Source organism: Acinetobacter sp. ACNIH3, from assembly GCF_002918965.1.
Taxonomy (GTDB): Bacteria; Pseudomonadota; Gammaproteobacteria; order Pseudomonadales; family Moraxellaceae; genus Acinetobacter; species Acinetobacter schindleri.
In genome coordinates, this window is sequence record NZ_PQLP01000003.1 from 147,516 (window position 1) to 163,989 (window position 16,474).

Genomic DNA, 16,474 nt, shown 5'->3' on the forward strand with positions numbered 1-16,474 from the left:
AGCCCGCATATTGCGGGCTTTTTAAAATCTTGGACTTAAGCTACTTGCACAGGAATACAGTTCGCTGTGTGGTTCACCGTGTTGTCTGGATTTGCATAGACAAGGCGTGGTTTGTGGGCATTTGCTTCAGCTTCAGTGAAATCACCGAATGTAGCAATAATTACGATATCACCAACATCAGCCTGATGCGCAGCACCACCATTCACTGAAATGATGCCTGAATTGTCTTCGCCACGAATTGCATAAGTTGCAAAACGTTTACCATTGGTCACGTTCCACACATGAATTTCTTCGTATTCACGAATGCCAGCCAAATCCATCAAAACGCCATCAATTGCACATGAACCTTCATAGTGTAGTTCTGCATGTGTAACGTGAGCACGGTGAATTTTGCATTTTAATAAACGAGATAGCATGGCTAGCGTCCCCTGAGTTGACCTAAGAGTTTGATCATTTGGTTAAATCAATCTTGCTTGCTGTATGGTGAACAATCGAGCAAACGCATTTTGCTCTGAAATGCGTAAGATGGCAAGAAAGATTATTCAACAATTTATAGAATGATCAGTTTGGTTTATAGGCATTGATTTGGTTCATGGCCTGTTGTACTTCACCATTGACCAGCATCTTGATGCGATTCATGGCATGTGCAATCGCGTCATCCATTAAAGTCTGCTCACTGCTCGGTGCCTTACTCAGTACATGACTGGACACGCGTTCCTTAGAACCTGGGTGACCAATACCGATACGTAAGCGATGGAAGTTCGGACCGATGTGCGGCACGATATCGCGCAAACCATTGTGACCACCATGACCACCGCCAGTTTTCAGGCGAATGATTCCTGGATTCATATCCAGCTCATCATGTGCGATCAGGATTGACTCAGGAGCGATATTATAGAATTTGGCAAAGGGAACAACACTTTTACCGACAAGATTCATGAATGTTGTTGGAAGAAGTAGACGAACGTCTTGGCCTTCGATATTACCACGACCGCTAAATCCATTGAATTTTGGGTCTTTTTTGAGGGAAATGCCATATTGTTTGGCAAGGCGTTCTACGAACCAGAAGCCTGCATTATGGCGGGTCTGGGCATACTCAGAACCTGGGTTGCCCAAACCTACAATCAGTGAAATATTTGACACTAATTTACACCATCAACACTTATGCGCGTTTGAAGTCAGCGTGCATAGGTGTGTTTTTAGCTGGGTGACGTTGAAGCGCTTGGATTTTAACGCTTTCAGTTTTGCCGTCGATGTTGATTTCAACAACTTCTTCGAAGAAAGCATTGCTTTCTAAAGCTTTAACAAGCTCACGAAGTTCAAGAGTAACAGCTACAGGAGCAGCTTCGCCACCGTAGATGATCGCTGGAACTTTAGCAGCATGACGAAGGCGGCGGCTCGAACCTTTCCCTTGTTGTGCTACTTCACGTGCTTCTGCGTTTAATACGAAGTTTGCCATGATAGACATCCTATTTAAGTTTTAAATGAACCGGACCTGCGACCGATCCGGTGATAGAAAGCCCCGCCAAATGGCAGGGCTTTGGAAATTCAGCGCTATATTATAGATAAGAATCGAACATTGCGCTAATAGATTCTTCGTTGTTAATACGACGAATTGTTTCAGCAACCATGCTTGCTACTGAAACCTGGCGAATCTTACCAAGAGCTAAAGCTTCTTCTGAAAGCGGAATGGTATCAGTTACAACCAATTCGTCGATTACAGAATTTTTAAGATTTTCAATCGCTTTACCAGACAGTACCGGGTGAGTTGCATAAGCCACCACTTTACGAGCACCAAAAGTTTTCAATGCATCAGCTGCTTTGCAAAGCGTACCCGCTGTATCCACCATGTCATCAACAATGACACAGTCACGATCTTTTACATCACCAATCAAATGCATCACTTGTGATTCATTCGCTTTTTGACGACGTTTATCGATGATTGCCAGGTCGATATCACCCATCTGTTTCGCAACAGCACGAGCACGTACTACACCCCCCACGTCAGGAGAAACAACCATCAGGTTATGATGCTGTTGTTGACGTAAGTCAGCAAGCAATGCTGGAGTACCGTAGATGTTGTCTACAGGGATATCGAAGAAGCCTTGGATTTGGTCAGCATGAAGGTCGATCATCACTACACGGTCAATACCCACAGTCGTCAGCATATCTGCAACAACTTTTGCGGTAATTGGTACACGGCTAGAACGAGGACGACGGTCTTGACGGGCATAACCGAAGTAAGGAATAACGGCGGTAATACGACCAGCACTTGCACGACGCAGCGCGTCAGCCATCACGAGGACTTCCATTAGGTTGTCGTTCGTTGGGGCACAAGTAGGTTGTACGATAAATACGTCTTTACCACGTACATTCTCAGTGATTTCTACAGCAATTTCACCATCAGAAAAGGTAGAAACAGATGCAGCACCTAGAGGAATATGTAAGTGACTTACGACTTTTTGAGCGAATTGTGGATGCGCGGTTCCACTAAAAACGACAAGATTGGGCATGAAGCACCCTTGGCGGTTGGTATGTATGGAAGTAGATGGCAGGGGTAGCTGGATTCGAACCAACGAATGCCGGGATCAAAACCCGGTGCCTTACCACTTGGCGATACCCCTAATGCGGCAGAACTTTAATATTTTTGCGCTATTGTGTCAAGGTAAATTAACACTCTTACTGCAAAACCATGTCCTGTCTTTTTTGAGAAAATGGCAGGGGCGGCTGGATTCGAACCAACGGATGGCGAGATCAAAACCCGCTGCCTTACCACTTGGCGACGCCCCTAATTTGATGACTGTAAGATGGCAGGGGCGGCTGGATTCGAACCAACGGATGGCGAGATCAAAACCCGCTGCCTTACCACTTGGCGACGCCCCTACTACAGTACATCTACAGGTGAAAAATGGCAGGGGTAGCTGGATTCGAACCAACGGATGGCGAGATCAAAACCCGCTGCCTTACCACTTGGCGATACCCCTAACAAACCTTAAAATGACGTAATGGTGATTCTTGTAAACTATTCACCAGGTAAGCTTTACATGGTGCATTTTCAAGAATGTTGGTTACATTCATCTTTTCAGTTACTTCGATAAACACGCAGGCACCTGTACCTGTAAGCTTTGCAACACCGAACTGGTCGAGATACTGCATTGCTTCATCGACTTCAGGATATAAGCTTCTTGCCAGTGGCTCAAAGTTATTTCCGAAATCAGATGGCGTTATCTGATAGGCGCAAAATTTAGAGCTCTTCGTGTCTCTTGTCAACGTTTTTTGTGAAAAAAGCAGTTGAGTGCTGATAAAACAGTCAGGTTTGAGCACAATGAACTGTTTTTGATCTAAGTCAATGAATGTTAAGTGTTCACCGATGCCTTCTGCCCATGCATTTCGGCCATAAACAAAAATCGGCACGTCGGCACCAAGCTTGACACCCAGTTCAGCTAACTGCTCAATTGTTAGCCCACAATCCCAAAGCTGGTTCACGACAATTAAAGTGGTGGCAGCATTCGATGAACCACCACCCAGTCCAGCACCCATCGGAATATTTTTTTCCAGACGGATTTTTAGACCCGAATAAGCTTTTGCATAAGGTTTAAGCACCTGAATCGCACGATAGATCAGGTTTTGTTCCAGATCGACAGATGCCAGCCCTTCAATCTGAATCTGTTTATCTGCAGTTTGCTCAAACTCCAGCCAGTCGCACAAATCAATCAGCTGAAAAATACTTTGCAGCTCATGATAACCATCTGGTCGGCGACCCGTAATGTGGAGAAACAAATTCAGTTTAGAAGGCGAGGGAACACGAATCATGGTTAAGTTTCAATCAAATGCATTAACGATTTTGAATCACCATTGTAATACGGTTTTCACCGCCATTCCCAAGTGTCTGTTTTAAAATCAGGCGGTTTGGCAGACGTGCCTGTGCTGCATAACTGAGATCCACGGTCCAGCCATCTTCAATAATCTGGCTGATGCGTTGAGTATCATCTTTTTGCAATTGGGCATTGCTGGTCGCAGGACGAGCCTGTACCCAATCGACCAGATGGGTAATCGGTGCCTGCCAGCCAGTTGCACGTTGCAGTAGCTCTTCTGGTGTAGCAGCTTTAATCAGACCTGTTTTGGCACTATTCAGTGAAACTTGACCAGGTTGGCCAGAAATCTGGGTTTTGCCTACGCCTAGAATACCCGTCAGTTCAATATCAAATTGTTCCTGCTGCTGTGCCCAGGTAAAGAAGGCACTGCCACTTTGTTGTGGGGTACGCACACCAATCTTGCCTTGGAGCTGGAATTCATTTTCAGCAGTTGGAATTGCCGATGTGGCAGGTTGTTTGGGTTGCGCAATCTGCTGACAACCGGTCAGAATCAAAGTGCCTGATGCAAGGAAGCAACAGGCCAGCTGGCTAAGCTTAGGCATAATAGAATTAACTCGTTTTCATCGGTGGTGATAACAATAACGAATGAAGCTGCTTTAATTCAGGATCATCCGGATAATTTTGTTGTAATTGTTTAAAGACTTGTTGGAATTGTTCAATATCACCGTTCATGTACAGTGAGCGAGCCAGTCGTACGCCAATTTTTGCGCTCGGATTCAGGTTGTAGGCTTTTTCCCAAGCTAGAGCAGCAGTAGCAAAGTCATTTTGCTGATAGCAGATAAAGCCGAAGGTATCTAAAATCGAGGCTTGCTCAGGAGCATATTCCAGTGCTTGCTCGACATAACGACGGGCTTCTTCCAGACGACGGTTCTGCATTGCCAGTGTATAGGCATAGGCATTCAAATAAGCTGGATTATTCGGTTCAATGTTCAATAAGCGTTTCAGCAACTGATCGAGCAGAAGACGATCCTGATGTGGATCTAACAATAGTACTTGAGCATAGACCAGTTCCGGATCATCTGGGAGATTGTTGCTGGCTTCCTCCAGTAGACGCAGGGCAGCTTTCTTGTTGTCCATCTTTTTTAAGATATCTGCCTGAGCCAGATACAGAAAACTGGCATGTTGTGGATAATTAACCCGTTCCTGGGTCAGGAAACGCAGGGCATCTGTCAGTTTTTCCTGCTTGCTGAAGATAGAGATCATGTTACGCCTGGAAACGGTATACAGGCTGCCATCCACCAGACGGTAATAGGCCTTGGCAGTTTCATAATGCTGCTTACGCTCGGCATTAATCGCCAAATAATAATAAGCTTCATTCTGATACTGATCTGAGTAGCGCAGTTCGACCAAATATTTTTCTGCTTTGTCGTACTCTTCAAGGTCAATACTGGTCAGGCCTGCAATAAATAAGGCCTCTTCATGCGTAGGCCATTTTTTTAGAATAGTTTCCAGTTTTTGCAGGGCTAATCTAGTTTCATTGAGCTTGATCAGGTATTTGACTTCAGCCAGGCGCACTTCGATATTGTTGCGGTTTTTGTTGCTGGCTTTTTCATACCATTTTAAGGTCTGTTCCTGGTCATCTAAGGCCTGTAACAGATTGGCCTTCAGCAGAATATAGCCCGTAGATCTGGGACGCTTCTTTAGAGCACGATTAATGGTCAGCAGTGCCTGTTCAAACTGACCATTCTGGGCTTCCAGTCCTGCGACCAGGACAAGAATAGAGGGGTTATTTTTGGCTTTGCTGGAACTGAGTGCCTGTATCAGATAATTTCGATCGTCAGTATCTGTTGGGACGATTCCTGCAAGAATTTCTTCCAGATCGGCACTGTCATCAATCTGTAGAATTTTATCTAGGGTTTCTGCTGCCAGTTCATATTCGTGGGCTTTTAAGGCGATATGCGCCAGATAGAACATTGCTGGGACATCTTGTGGTTCCTGAACTACCCAATGTGTCGAAATATCAAGGGCTGCACGCAGATCATCATGTTCCAAAGCAACATTCAAGGCACGTTGTTTTACTGTGGTGGAATTGCTCTTGATGGCCAGCACAGTATAGTTATGTAGTGCAGTTGGAATGTCGTTGGAAGCTAAAGCAAACTCGGCGATCATACTCTGTTTTATTGCTTCATAATTTGGGTTGGCATGGTAAACTGTTCCTGCTGCCTGAAGCTGGGCAGTGGAAGCCATGCTACCCACAAGTAAGAATGTGGTAGAATATTGCTTAATTGTATGGCCGTGACCACGGCTGTTGATATATCGCAATTTTTTCTTGATCCAAGTAATGCTTTTTATGACACCGATGTTGCACAATAGCATAAATTTAGTGAAATGATGACCTGATATGTCTTTCTTTGCATTGGGTGTCAACCATCAAACTGCCTCTGTAGAACTTCGTGAACAAGTTGCTTTTAATCCTGAAAAATTAAGTGTCTTGCTTGCTGAACAAAGCCAGCACCCTGAGCTGAATGACATGGTGGTGGTGTCTACATGTAATCGAACTGAAATCTACGCGATGTCTGACAATGTCGACATGGTGCTGAACTGGCTCGCCCAAAAAAATGGGGTTGATGTCAAGCAGCTGCAAAACCATGTGTATCGCTATGAAAATGCTCAGGCAGTTACACATCTGATGCGTGTCGCCAGTGGTCTGGATTCACTGATGTTAGGTGAACCGCAGATTCTGGGACAAGTAAAAACCGCTTTATCCCTGGCTAAAGAAGCTCATACCGTTTCGCCAAACCTCAACCGTATATTTGAATATGCCTTCTATGCCGCCAAACGTGTGCGTTCGGAAACTGCAGTGGGGAGTCATGCTGTATCGATGGGGTATGCGGTGGCACAGCTGGCGATTCAGGTTTTTTCCAAGCCAGAAAAACTGACCGTCATGATTGTTGCCGCAGGTGAAATGAATAGCCTAGTGGCCAAGCATCTGGCGGAAATGGGTGTCGGTAAGGTCATTATCTGCAACCGTACCCGCGCACGTGCTGAAAGTCTGGCACAGGAAATCGCGCATCGTGTCGATGTTGAAATTATTGAATTTGATCAGCTGGCAGCGAACCTGCATCGTGCTGATGTCATTTCCAGTTGTACAGGTAGTCTGCATCAGGTGATCCATTTTGCTGATGTCAAAGCGGCATTAAAGAAACGCCGTTACCAGCAAATGCTACTGGTTGATCTGGCTGTACCGCGGGATATCGATGCCAAGGTTGAAAAGCTGGATGGAGTCTATCTCTATGGTGTCGATGACCTGCAAAGCGTGATTGAGGAAAACCTGGCACAGCGTCGTCAGGCGGCGGTTGAAGCAGAAGTAATGGTCAATCAGCTGGCAACTGAACTGGTTACCCAACAGAAAGTAAATCTGGCAGGTGACACTATTCATGCCTATCGTGACTATGGTGAACAGTTACGTGAAGAAGAACTGGCCCATGCCATGCAACGTATTGCCAAAGGTGATCTGGCTGTAGAGGTACTGGCAGATTTATCACATCGTCTGACTCAAAAGCTGCTACATCCCACTTCGATTGTGCTGCGTGAAGCGGCCAAAGCTGAAGACCCGAGCTGTTTTGAGATGGTACAGCATACCTTGCATGAGGTCATGCTAAAACGCCGTAAACCAAAGCACTAGATGTTTTCGATCCAATAAAAAATGGAGATCTACAGATCTCCATTACTCAACTTAAAATAAGAAAATTATTCTTCAAGCAGTGTCATCGTACGCTTCCGGTCAATCTCAAAAATCTGCAACTTCAGATTCTTCATTTCTTCAATACTGCTAAATTTCTTCGACTTAATCTTGTTTTTTAAACATTGATATTGCAGCTTGGTCGAGAAATCAGCTGCCAGCTTGTCTGCCTGTTCAGGAGAAGAGGTATAGTCGCTGACATTGGCATGTTGCAGGATGTGCTGTAATTCATGGTGATGTGCGGCACAGGCACCGAGTACATAATAAGTCGACAATTCTGGATCATCTGGTAGATCATCAAAAATCACATTCAGAATATTCAAGATCTTATAGAGCAATTGGTCCGGTGAAACCAAGGCACGCAATGGTTCAAAATGAATGTACAAATAGGGATGATTCAGCAAGATTGCAATTACATATTCTTCAGCATCAATCTTAGTACTAAAGCTTAAGCTTGCGTCATTATTAACCTTGGGTTGCCATTTGCGGTTAAAGCCCAGTTTTTCCCGGAAAAACTGTTGCAACAGATAGCGATAAGAACCTTGCTTTGGTAATAGCTCGGTTAGCTGACGCAACTCTGCCATGACCTGGCTTTTACCCTCAGGTGTGGTCACATCATGGTTTTGGGCCAGATGAGCAAATACAAAATCGGATAACAGCGGAGCCTGATCTAATAGACGGCGAAAGTTTTCAATGCCTTCACGACGGATCAATGAATCTGGATCATGGTCATTTGGCAGTACAAAGAACTTCAACTCACGACCATCATTGAGTAACGGCAGGGCAATCTCAAGTGTACGTCGTGCCGCTTTCTGACCGGCAGCATCACCGTCAAAGGCAATCGTGATACGATGATTCTGCTTGAACAGGATATTCAGATGTTCGGTATTACTGGCAGTCCCCAGTGTCGCCACAGCACCATGAATGCCATATTGCTGCAAGGCAATGACATCCATGTAGCCTTCGACCATCAGCCACTCTTGGGCTTTCTGCTTACGGCCCTCATACAGGCCATACAGCAACTGATTCTTATGGAAAACTTCCGAATCCGGCGAGTTGATATATTTCGGCTTGATTTCATCATTGAGCGCACGGCCACCAAAGCCGACCACGCGACCTTTCGCATCTCGAATCGGGAAAATCACCCGGTCACGAAGCAGGTCGAAATCACGACCATTGTCGCTGGTACGAATCAAACCTAAGAGCTTGAGACCTTCAATATCCTGCGGGAAAGCTTTTTCCAGGTGCTGCCAGTCTTCCGGTGCATAGCCTAAGCGCCAATAGGCAATTGTTTCAGCACTGAGGCCACGTTGGCGGAAATACTGCTGTGCACTCGCACTATTCGGTAACTGGCGCTCATAGAACTGTGCGATATTTTCCAATAGGTCAAACAGGTTGCCTTCCTGAGGCGCGTCCTGCATTGGCATTTGCTCAAAAGCAGCAAACGGATCGCTATAGTAATCCTGTTCAGGATTCTTAAACTCTGCAAAAGGGTCAAAACTGGTGACCGATGCAGTATCACTGGCAGTTGAAGGTGCCTGATTCTGATTATTGGATGTATTGGTTGCTGCCTTTGGCGCAGACGGTTTTGTTGCAGCTTTAGGCTTCGCTGCTTCACGCTTATATTTAAGCTTGCTGGATTCCTGATTATCTTTAGGTAATTCAATGCCGGTCTGACTGGACAGGTCTTTCATCACTTCAATGAAATTACGGTTGCCAATGTCCATTAAAAAACGGATGGCATTCCCATTGGCCTGACAGCCGAAACAGTGAAAATACTGCTTGTCACGGTAAACGTGGAAAGAAGGCGATTTTTCCTGATGGAAAGGGCAACAGCCCGAATAGGTACGGCCAGTTTTTTTTAATTTCACGAATTGACCAATCACATCGACAATGTCGGTGCGATCGAGAATCTGATCAATCGTATGTTGAGGAATGGCCATAGTCTGCTGAGCTTCTCGTGCTGCGTTTATAAGGTGTAAATCATTGAAAAATTAAGAGTAGGAATTAAGCCGGCTCTATATAAATTCCTTTGTATACCTTTTGCACGATTTGTTCAAGCGCTGCTCAGAAATGGCAAAAGGGCAAGTATGATACCTTGCCCTTTGCAAAATTGCACCTGTAACAGTCGGCTTATTCAGCAGTCGGCTCAGGCTGTTCAGTTTCAGTGTTTTTAGGGCGATCTAACAAACCAAATGACATGCGATTGGTCAGGCTGCGTTCCTGTTTTGGTTCCGGAATATTGTCAGAACCTGAGTAGGTACGCGCTTCTTTACCGAAGATCCCTAAGGTTGCACGGTTAAAGAAACTGCCTTCACTGCGTGCTGAACTTAAGTCCACTGTACCATCGGCATTCACCAGATTTGGATAGTTCAGTTTCAGCACTTCGATATATTGCTGTGAAGTGGCTTTATCACCGAGCTTGTCATAGCCGTAGGCAATGGTCGCCAGAGCTTCTGGAGTTTGTGGCACTTGTGGGTAGTGTTCAATCACCCATTGCGCACGTTCAACAGCCGCAAGGTAAGCTTTACGCTTGATATTAAAACGCGCCGCATTCATTTCGTGCTCAGCCAGTTCCTGACCAATAAACTTCATACGTTGAGCAGCATCAACTGCATATTCGCTTGAAGGATAGCGACGAATGAAATCGACGAAGTTCTGATAAGCCACTTTCAGATAGCTGACATCGCGGTGTGACTGTTTCAGTTTGGTATAGCGCAGCAGACCGTTATAGTTCTGCTCCATGTTGGCTACACCACGCACATAGTAGGCATAGTCCACATTTGGATGTTGTGGATTCAGGCGGATGAAGCGTTCAGCCAATGCTACTGCACCTTCAAAATCCTTTTGCTGGAATTTGACATAGATCAGATCCAGTTGCGCCTGAGCTGCATACTGACTGGTAGGGAAATAGGTTTCCAGACCTTCAAGCTGACGTGCAGCATCACTATATTGCTGACGATCAAGCGCTTTTTGTGCTTTTTGAATATAAACCTGTTCGCTGGCTTCAGGGCCTTTATCCACGACGTCTTTTTTTGTTGGATTACTGCTACAGCCTACCATTGCCGATGCAACGCCTAACGTAATTGCAAGCATTGTCATTTTATAATGTGGTAGCGACATAAAAATTCCTCTGTTAATACGGGCAATGAGCTACAATTGCACTATTAAACCACTTTTGTCTGAATGAGCAAATGAGTCAAGCACAATCTTCCAATTCTAATTTCCCTGAAACTGATTTTAATTTACTTGAAGATTCTGAGGATGCAGATAACCATACTTCAGACACAACTGCAACACGTTTAGCGTTGCAATTTCAAGTGGATGAAACCTATCTGGGCCAGCGTATCGATCAGGTTGCCGCGCTCGTATGGAGCGATTTTTCCCGCGAAAAGCTGAAACAGTGGATCAAAGACGGTAATTTATTGGTCAATGGCCAGCCTGTAAAGCCTAAATATAAATGTGATGGCTTTGAAACGCTTACATTAAATGTTGAACTTGAAGCACAGACCCGCAGCCTTCCTGAAGATATTCCACTGGATATCATCTATGAAGATGATGACATTATTGTGGTCAACAAACCAGTTGGCATGGTCGTACATCCGGGTGCAGGCAATAGTTCTGGTACTTTGGTGAATGCCTTATTGCATCATTATCCAAAATCAGCAGAACTGGCGCGTGCCGGTCTGGTGCACCGTATCGATAAAGATACCTCGGGTTTACTGGTCGTTGCGAAAAACCTTGAAGCGCAATTCTCTTTAAGCCGTCAGCTTGAGAAAAAATCGGTGTACCGCGTTTATGATCTGGTTGTGTATGGCAACATCATTGCCGGCGGTACCATTGATGAGCCAATCAAACGTCATCCGGTAGATCGTGTCAAAATGACCGTACTTCCAGGTGGCAAAGATGCAGTCACGCATTACAATGTGAAAGAACGCTTCCAGCACTTTACCCGTGTTCAAGCGCGTCTGGAAACTGGTCGTACTCACCAGATCCGTGTGCACTTTAGCTATATCGGTTATGGTCTGGTGGGTGATCAGGTGTATATGCCGCGTGTCCGTATGCCAGCCGGTGCTTCACAGTTGCTTGAAGATACCTTGCGTGGCTTTAAACGTCAGGCACTGCATGCTGCGACTTTAGGTCTGAAACATCCACGGACCAAAGAAGAAATGACCTTTAATGCGCCGTGGCCAGAAGATTTCACCAATCTGGTTGAAGTACTGCGCAGCGAAAACAAGGCTTATTAATTTCTTCATTTCCAGCATTGGTCATTAAAAGGAAAGAGACATGCAATTTGTACAAGGTTTGCCTCAAGGCGTTTATGTAGGGCAGACCCGTGTTCATCATGAACAGGTACAGCCATCGGAGCAGCCAGAATTGGCGGGCTTTAATCTGGCATTGCATGTCAATGACAATCCGGCGCGTGTGCAAAAACATCGCATCCAGTTGCTAAAAGACTTCCAGCCTTTTGGCGTGGATAAAATCACCTGGATGACCCAAACCCATAGCACGATTTGTCATACCATCAATGAGAAGATGCCATTTGAGGCGCTGATCGGTGATGGTCTGGTGACGCAGCGCAAAGCGCACGCCTTGATGATGATGACCGCAGACTGTTTACCTGTGGTACTGGGAAATGCAGATGGCACAGAAGTTGCCAATTTACATGCAGGCTGGCGCGGGCTGGCAGGTGGGATTGTGGAAAATACAGTTACTGCCATGCAAACTCCGCCGACCTGGGCCTGGCTCGGGGCGGCCATTAGTCAGCCATGTTTTGAAATTGGCGCTGAAGTAAAAGCTGCTTTTTGTAGTAAATATCCTGAACTGGACAGTGCATTTCAGGCCGGTGAACAGGCAGGTAAATATTATGCCGACCTGTATGCGATTGCGCGTTATATCTTGCAGCAACACGGCATAAATACCGTATTGGGCGGGGATCAGTGTTCTTATCGCCAGCCAGAGGAATATTTTTCTTATCGCCGTGAAGCCAAAACCGGACGCATGGCAACATTCGTGTTTATGGCATGAAAATGTTAAACTTGATTGAAATTCTTGGTTTTTGATTGTTATGTCCCTATCTTCCCAATCTGTTGCGATTGTTTATCACAGTCCTTATGGACACACGGCTAAAGTGGCAAACTTCATTGCCAAAGGCGCACAAAAAACTGGTGTCCAAGTGCATATGATGAATGTGGAACAGGTGGATTGGGAGGTGCTAGACGCTGCCGATGCAATTGTATTTGGCTGTCCGACCTATATGGGTAGTCTGACTTCTGCCATGAAGTTATTTATGGAGCAGTCGTCCAAGCGCTGGCTGGCACGTAGCTGGCAAGGCAAGCTGGCAGCAGCTTTTACCAATGGTGGTGGCTTAAGTGGGGACAAGCTGGCTGTCTTGCAGCAGATTAATCTGTTTGCGATGCAACATGGCATGTTGTGGTCAGGTCTACCGTTAATGCCGACAGGTCGATCCACTACCGATTTGAATCGCATGTCGAGCTTTCTGGGCCTCATGACCCAATCTGACAATGCACCTGTTGAAGTAACCCCACCTGAAGGGGATTTAAAAACTGCGCTGTGGTTCGGTGAATATATTGCCTTGACGCTGGCCCGTATGAATCTGAAGGCTTAGTTGGATTCATAAAAAAACCTCCATTTTATGGAGGTTTTTTTATAGGTATTATGTAACCATTATCGATGGAAAATTCGCGCTTTGTCACGTTGCCAGTCACGGTCTTTCTCAGTTGCACGCTTGTCATGCAGCTGTTTACCTTTTACCAAGGCAATTTCCAGTTTGGCATTTGGACCTTTCCAGTAACAAGCCAGTGGTACGCATGAATAACCCTTCTGGTTAATTGCACCCAGAAGTTTTTCAATTTCACGGCGATTCAGCAACAGTTTACGGGTACGCGTCGCTTCAGGTACCACATGGGTAGACGCGCTCAATAGCGGCTGAATCTGGGCACCAAACAGGAAAGCTTCACCATTTTTAAAGGTAATATAACTTTCTACGATGGTCATACGACCAGCACGCATTGATTTGACTTCCCAGCCTTTTAATGAAAGCCCCGCTTCAAATTTCTCTTCAATAAAATAATCGTGGCGGGCACGTTTATTCAGTGCAATGGTACCGCCATTATTTTTTTTTACTACAATAGATGCTTTCGCCATAATCTGATACTTCCAAACGTGCTGCTATTGTACCGCAACTAGAAATAAGGTGAAGTTTTTTAAATTAATGAGGATTATTCACCAAAAAAACAAGTTTTTGCTAAAATAAGATTCTACATAACAAACAGAGTACAAATGGATGTCTAAAACTCGTGTGATTTATCCGGGGACCTTTGATCCGATCACCAATGGCCATATTGACCTGGTGACCCGTGCAGCAAAGATGTTTGATGAAGTGGTGGTTGCAATTGCGATTGGACATCACAAGAATCCGGTATTTAGTCTGGAAGAGCGAGTTGAGCTGGCCCAAGCGTCGTTGAGCCATTTGAACAATGTTGAATTTGTAGGATTTGATGGCCTACTGGTGAATTTCTTCCGTGAGCAGAATGCTACAGCAGTTCTGCGTGGTCTGCGTGCAGTGTCAGATTTTGAGTATGAATTTCAGTTGGCCAATATGAACCGTCAGCTGGATTCACATTTTGAAGCGGTATTTTTAACCCCTTCAGAGCAATATTCTTTTATTTCATCCACATTGGTGCGTGAAATTGCTCGTTTAAGAGGTGATGTGACCAAGTTTGTTCCGCCAAACGTGGTTGAAGCCTTCGAGCGTAAACTTCAGCAAGGTTGGTAGCGTGTCTTTATATATCACCGATGAATGCATCAACTGTGATGTCTGTGAACCTGTCTGTCCGAATGAGGCAATTTTCATGGGTGAAGTCATCTATGAAATTAACCCGGACTTATGTACAGAATGCGTCGGGCATCACGACAAACCACAGTGCCAGTTATTCTGCCCTGTGGACTGTATCCCGCTTGATCCGAACCATGCCGAGACGCGTGAGGAGCTTCAGGCCAAGTATGAAAAACTGACTGCTCAAAAAACATCAAGCAATTAGTCGCCAGATTTGGTACTATGCGGCTCGAAGTGAGCCAGACGATCGCTGCTGTGGAGATCTCCGTGATTGAAGCAGGGGAGGAAAGTCCGGGCTTCATAGGGCAAGGTGCCAGGTAACGCCTGGGCGGCGTGAGCCGACGGAAAGTGCAGCAGAGAGTAGACCGCCTTCATTATGGTTCTGAGCAATCGGAATCGGAGGTAAGGGTGAAAGGGTGCGGTAAGAGCGCACCGCATGACTGGCAACAGTTCATGGCATGGTAAACCCCACTGGAAGCAAGACCAAATAGGGATCCTTTAGGCATGGCCCATGCTGGATCCGGGTAGGTCGCTTGAGCGTATGAGTGATTGTACGCCTAGAGGAATGATCGTTCTCGACAGAACCCGGCTTATCGGCTCACTTCACCAAATTTTGATCAATCAGTGCATTATGGGGTTGACGTTTTTTTTAGAAAAACTCATAATGCGCGCACAGTTTAAGGCTATGTAGCTCAGTTGGTTAGAGCACCGCACTCATAATGCGGGGGTCACAAGTTCAAGTCTCGTCATAGCCACCATATTCTGAAAAAACCCACTCCGATTGAGTGGGTTTTTTTATGGCTGAAATTTATTTTTGTTAGTTTGAATATCTGAGATGGCTGATTTTAAGACCTGTAGACAAATTTTTGCTGTTTGTTCTCTAGGTGAGAATCTTTCAGTCATTTGCTGAAATGGGTGAATATAATTTCTAAAATCTCTTAATTCTTTGCTGAATCTATAGGTATCTTTCTCGATTATTCCAATGGAATGGGATACTTCAATAAAATTATTGAGCGTCCATTGATCAAAATTTTTAACTTTTCCATCTTTTTTAGGACTATGTGGAGATAAATTAAAAACCTTAGGGTTTGAGGATGCAATATTTAAGAATAATCCTTCTAGTGTGCTACCTGCTAGTAAGACTACTGATAAGTACGCTTCTGCTTTAAATGCTTTTTCAATTTCTCGCATTCGACTATCAATTACAGGAAGTAGTGTTGGTATTAAATTGAGTTGTGAGTAATCAACTTTGAATTCGTGTTTAATAAAGTTATTTTCTAGATATTCTTTTTCTGTATGTAAGTTTTCATCGAGATTTATTTCATGAATAGGTTTAAGATGAATTTCTGTGTTTTTTCGAACAACTAGAAATTTATCAAATTGAAGATACTTATTAAAATCAGCTATTAGCGTATCCAATCTCTTTAGGTCATCCATATAATTAATAGGATTAAAGAGTCTTTGAATGCAGATTTTTATCTTTTCGCTACTATTTATCTTTGCTAAACGAGAATCTGTGTATGCCCATCTTGATGGAAAACCTTGACCATATACATCTGTGTAATCAAAAGCCGAAAAAAAATCTATAATTTTAGGGCCGGATCTATATTCGGTAGTTTCATTAATAAGTTCGCGCAGTTTTTCCAGTGTTTTAGTTGAAAGTTGCATATTTATTCAAAATAATTATTTGGAATAAATATAATAGACCTCTTTCATAAATCATTTTTTGCTCAGTTCCAAGTTGTAGATTCCAGCGATTAAATTGAATCTCAAACCAAGCCTTTTACCTCTATTTCGATAACGCTCAGCAAGGATCTTGAAAGTTTTTAGACTGCCAAATACATGCTCAATTGCTATTCTTCTTTTATTGATTTCCTGATTATAGATTTTTAGTTCGGGATCCAATTTACAGCGTCTTTTGGCTTTTAATGGCAACAGGCTATTCGGATACAACACATAAATCCCCTGATAGCCTTTATCTGCAAGGATAAAAGCCCCAAAAGGAATCTGGTTTAAATTGCGTTTGAACAACTCGAAATCATGCACTGCACCGAAATC

The 16,474-nt window shown here is 44.5% G+C and carries 18 protein-coding genes, 5 tRNA genes and 1 other RNA gene; 8 read left to right on the forward strand and 16 right to left on the reverse strand.

The window, feature by feature from the left end:
• Nucleotides 1-35: 35 nt before the first annotated feature.
• The 11 genes from panD to C3420_RS03240 all read right to left on the reverse strand — a co-directional run bounded on the left by panD (nucleotide 36) and on the right by C3420_RS03240 (nucleotide 6,137).
• Nucleotides 36-416, reverse strand: coding sequence for an aspartate 1-decarboxylase (gene panD, locus C3420_RS03190; RefSeq protein WP_008307603.1), 381 nt, complete (start codon nucleotides 414-416; stop codon nucleotides 36-38).
• A 145-nt stretch (nucleotides 417-561) separates the two neighbouring features.
• Nucleotides 562-1,143 (reverse strand): aminoacyl-tRNA hydrolase, encoded by a 582-nt coding sequence (gene pth / locus C3420_RS03195; RefSeq protein WP_008307605.1) that lies wholly within the window; start codon nucleotides 1,141-1,143, stop codon nucleotides 562-564.
• A gap of 19 nt (nucleotides 1,144-1,162) precedes the next feature.
• Complete coding sequence (gene rplY / locus C3420_RS03200; RefSeq protein ID WP_004814908.1) at nucleotides 1,163-1,459, reverse strand: 50S ribosomal protein L25; 297 nt, start codon at nucleotides 1,457-1,459, stop codon at nucleotides 1,163-1,165.
• Nucleotides 1,460-1,559: 100 nt separating this feature from the next.
• On the reverse strand, nucleotides 1,560-2,513 hold the full coding sequence (locus C3420_RS03205; protein WP_008307606.1) for a ribose-phosphate pyrophosphokinase: 954 nt from the start codon (nucleotides 2,511-2,513) through the stop codon (nucleotides 1,560-1,562).
• 36 nt (nucleotides 2,514-2,549) lie between these two features.
• A tRNA-Gln gene (locus C3420_RS03210) sits at nucleotides 2,550-2,624 on the reverse strand.
• 91 nt (nucleotides 2,625-2,715) lie between these two features.
• A tRNA-Gln gene (locus C3420_RS03215) sits at nucleotides 2,716-2,790 on the reverse strand.
• Between the two features lie 18 nt (nucleotides 2,791-2,808).
• A tRNA-Gln gene (locus C3420_RS03220) sits at nucleotides 2,809-2,883 on the reverse strand.
• 26 nt (nucleotides 2,884-2,909) lie between these two features.
• Nucleotides 2,910-2,984: transfer RNA gene (locus C3420_RS03225), tRNA-Gln, on the reverse strand.
• Nucleotides 2,983-3,813, reverse strand: coding sequence for a 4-(cytidine 5'-diphospho)-2-C-methyl-D-erythritol kinase (gene ispE, locus C3420_RS03230; RefSeq protein WP_004814910.1), 831 nt, complete (start codon nucleotides 3,811-3,813; stop codon nucleotides 2,983-2,985). Before ispE ends, C3420_RS03225 begins: the two co-directional genes overlap by 2 nt.
• Before the next feature lie 22 nt (nucleotides 3,814-3,835).
• Nucleotides 3,836-4,417, reverse strand: coding sequence for a lipoprotein insertase outer membrane protein LolB (gene lolB / locus C3420_RS03235; RefSeq protein ID WP_004814911.1), 582 nt, complete (start codon nucleotides 4,415-4,417; stop codon nucleotides 3,836-3,838).
• 7 nt (nucleotides 4,418-4,424) lie between these two features.
• Nucleotides 4,425-6,137 (reverse strand): tetratricopeptide repeat protein, encoded by a 1,713-nt coding sequence (locus C3420_RS03240; RefSeq protein ID WP_034425016.1) that lies wholly within the window; start codon nucleotides 6,135-6,137, stop codon nucleotides 4,425-4,427.
• A 79-nt stretch (nucleotides 6,138-6,216) separates the two neighbouring features.
• Between C3420_RS03240 and hemA the strand changes: the two genes are divergently transcribed.
• Complete coding sequence (gene hemA / locus C3420_RS03245) at nucleotides 6,217-7,500, forward strand: glutamyl-tRNA reductase (protein ID WP_103799682.1); 1,284 nt, start codon at nucleotides 6,217-6,219, stop codon at nucleotides 7,498-7,500.
• A gap of 65 nt (nucleotides 7,501-7,565) precedes the next feature.
• On the opposite strand, the gene C3420_RS03250 is transcribed toward hemA, so the two are convergent.
• On the reverse strand, nucleotides 7,566-9,500 hold the full coding sequence (locus tag C3420_RS03250) for a DNA primase (protein WP_103799683.1): 1,935 nt from the start codon (nucleotides 9,498-9,500) through the stop codon (nucleotides 7,566-7,568).
• A 190-nt stretch (nucleotides 9,501-9,690) separates the two neighbouring features.
• Entirely contained in the window at nucleotides 9,691-10,680 is a 990-nt protein-coding gene (locus C3420_RS03255) for an outer membrane protein assembly factor BamD (RefSeq protein ID WP_004814916.1), read from the reverse strand.
• A gap of 71 nt (nucleotides 10,681-10,751) precedes the next feature.
• On the opposite strand from C3420_RS03255, the gene rluD reads away from it, so the two are divergent.
• Genes rluD through C3420_RS03270 form a run of 3 tightly spaced genes read left to right on the forward strand, consistent with a single transcriptional unit; the run spans nucleotide 10,752 to nucleotide 13,186 of the window.
• Nucleotides 10,752-11,804 (forward strand): 23S rRNA pseudouridine(1911/1915/1917) synthase RluD, encoded by a 1,053-nt coding sequence (gene rluD / locus C3420_RS03260; protein ID WP_008307615.1) that lies wholly within the window; start codon nucleotides 10,752-10,754, stop codon nucleotides 11,802-11,804.
• 40 nt (nucleotides 11,805-11,844) lie between these two features.
• Nucleotides 11,845-12,585 (forward strand): peptidoglycan editing factor PgeF, encoded by a 741-nt coding sequence (gene pgeF, locus C3420_RS03265; RefSeq protein WP_008307617.1) that lies wholly within the window; start codon nucleotides 11,845-11,847, stop codon nucleotides 12,583-12,585.
• Nucleotides 12,586-12,625: 40 nt separating this feature from the next.
• Nucleotides 12,626-13,186, forward strand: a complete 561-nt coding sequence (locus tag C3420_RS03270; protein WP_008307619.1) for a flavodoxin family protein — start codon at nucleotides 12,626-12,628, stop codon at nucleotides 13,184-13,186.
• A 59-nt stretch (nucleotides 13,187-13,245) separates the two neighbouring features.
• Here the strand turns inward: C3420_RS03270 and smpB are convergent, their stop codons facing one another.
• Nucleotides 13,246-13,725: an SsrA-binding protein SmpB gene (smpB, locus tag C3420_RS03275; RefSeq protein ID WP_008305081.1), complete on the reverse strand. Its 480-nt coding sequence runs from the start codon at nucleotides 13,723-13,725 to the stop codon at nucleotides 13,246-13,248.
• 139 nt (nucleotides 13,726-13,864) lie between these two features.
• On the opposite strand from smpB, the gene coaD reads away from it, so the two are divergent.
• From coaD to C3420_RS03295, 4 genes are all read left to right on the forward strand, one after another.
• Nucleotides 13,865-14,356 (forward strand): pantetheine-phosphate adenylyltransferase, encoded by a 492-nt coding sequence (gene coaD / locus C3420_RS03280; RefSeq protein ID WP_103799684.1) that lies wholly within the window; start codon nucleotides 13,865-13,867, stop codon nucleotides 14,354-14,356.
• Between the two features lies 1 nt (nucleotide 14,357).
• The gene (locus tag C3420_RS03285) at nucleotides 14,358-14,621 is read left to right on the forward strand and encodes a YfhL family 4Fe-4S dicluster ferredoxin (protein WP_008305083.1); all 264 of its coding nucleotides are present in this window, start codon (nucleotides 14,358-14,360) and stop codon (nucleotides 14,619-14,621) included.
• A 26-nt stretch (nucleotides 14,622-14,647) separates the two neighbouring features.
• An RNA gene (gene rnpB / locus C3420_RS03290) (RNase P RNA component class A) lies at nucleotides 14,648-15,025 on the forward strand.
• A 72-nt stretch (nucleotides 15,026-15,097) separates the two neighbouring features.
• A tRNA-Met gene (locus C3420_RS03295) sits at nucleotides 15,098-15,174 on the forward strand.
• A 37-nt stretch (nucleotides 15,175-15,211) separates the two neighbouring features.
• On the opposite strand, the gene C3420_RS03300 is transcribed toward C3420_RS03295, so the two are convergent.
• Together C3420_RS03300 and C3420_RS03305 are read right to left on the reverse strand one after the other, a co-directional pair.
• Complete coding sequence (locus tag C3420_RS03300) at nucleotides 15,212-16,084, reverse strand: hypothetical protein (protein WP_103799685.1); 873 nt, start codon at nucleotides 16,082-16,084, stop codon at nucleotides 15,212-15,214.
• A gap of 51 nt (nucleotides 16,085-16,135) precedes the next feature.
• On the reverse strand, nucleotides 16,136-16,474 hold a 339-nt coding region (locus C3420_RS03305; RefSeq protein WP_146048144.1), incomplete at its 5' end, for a transposase family protein.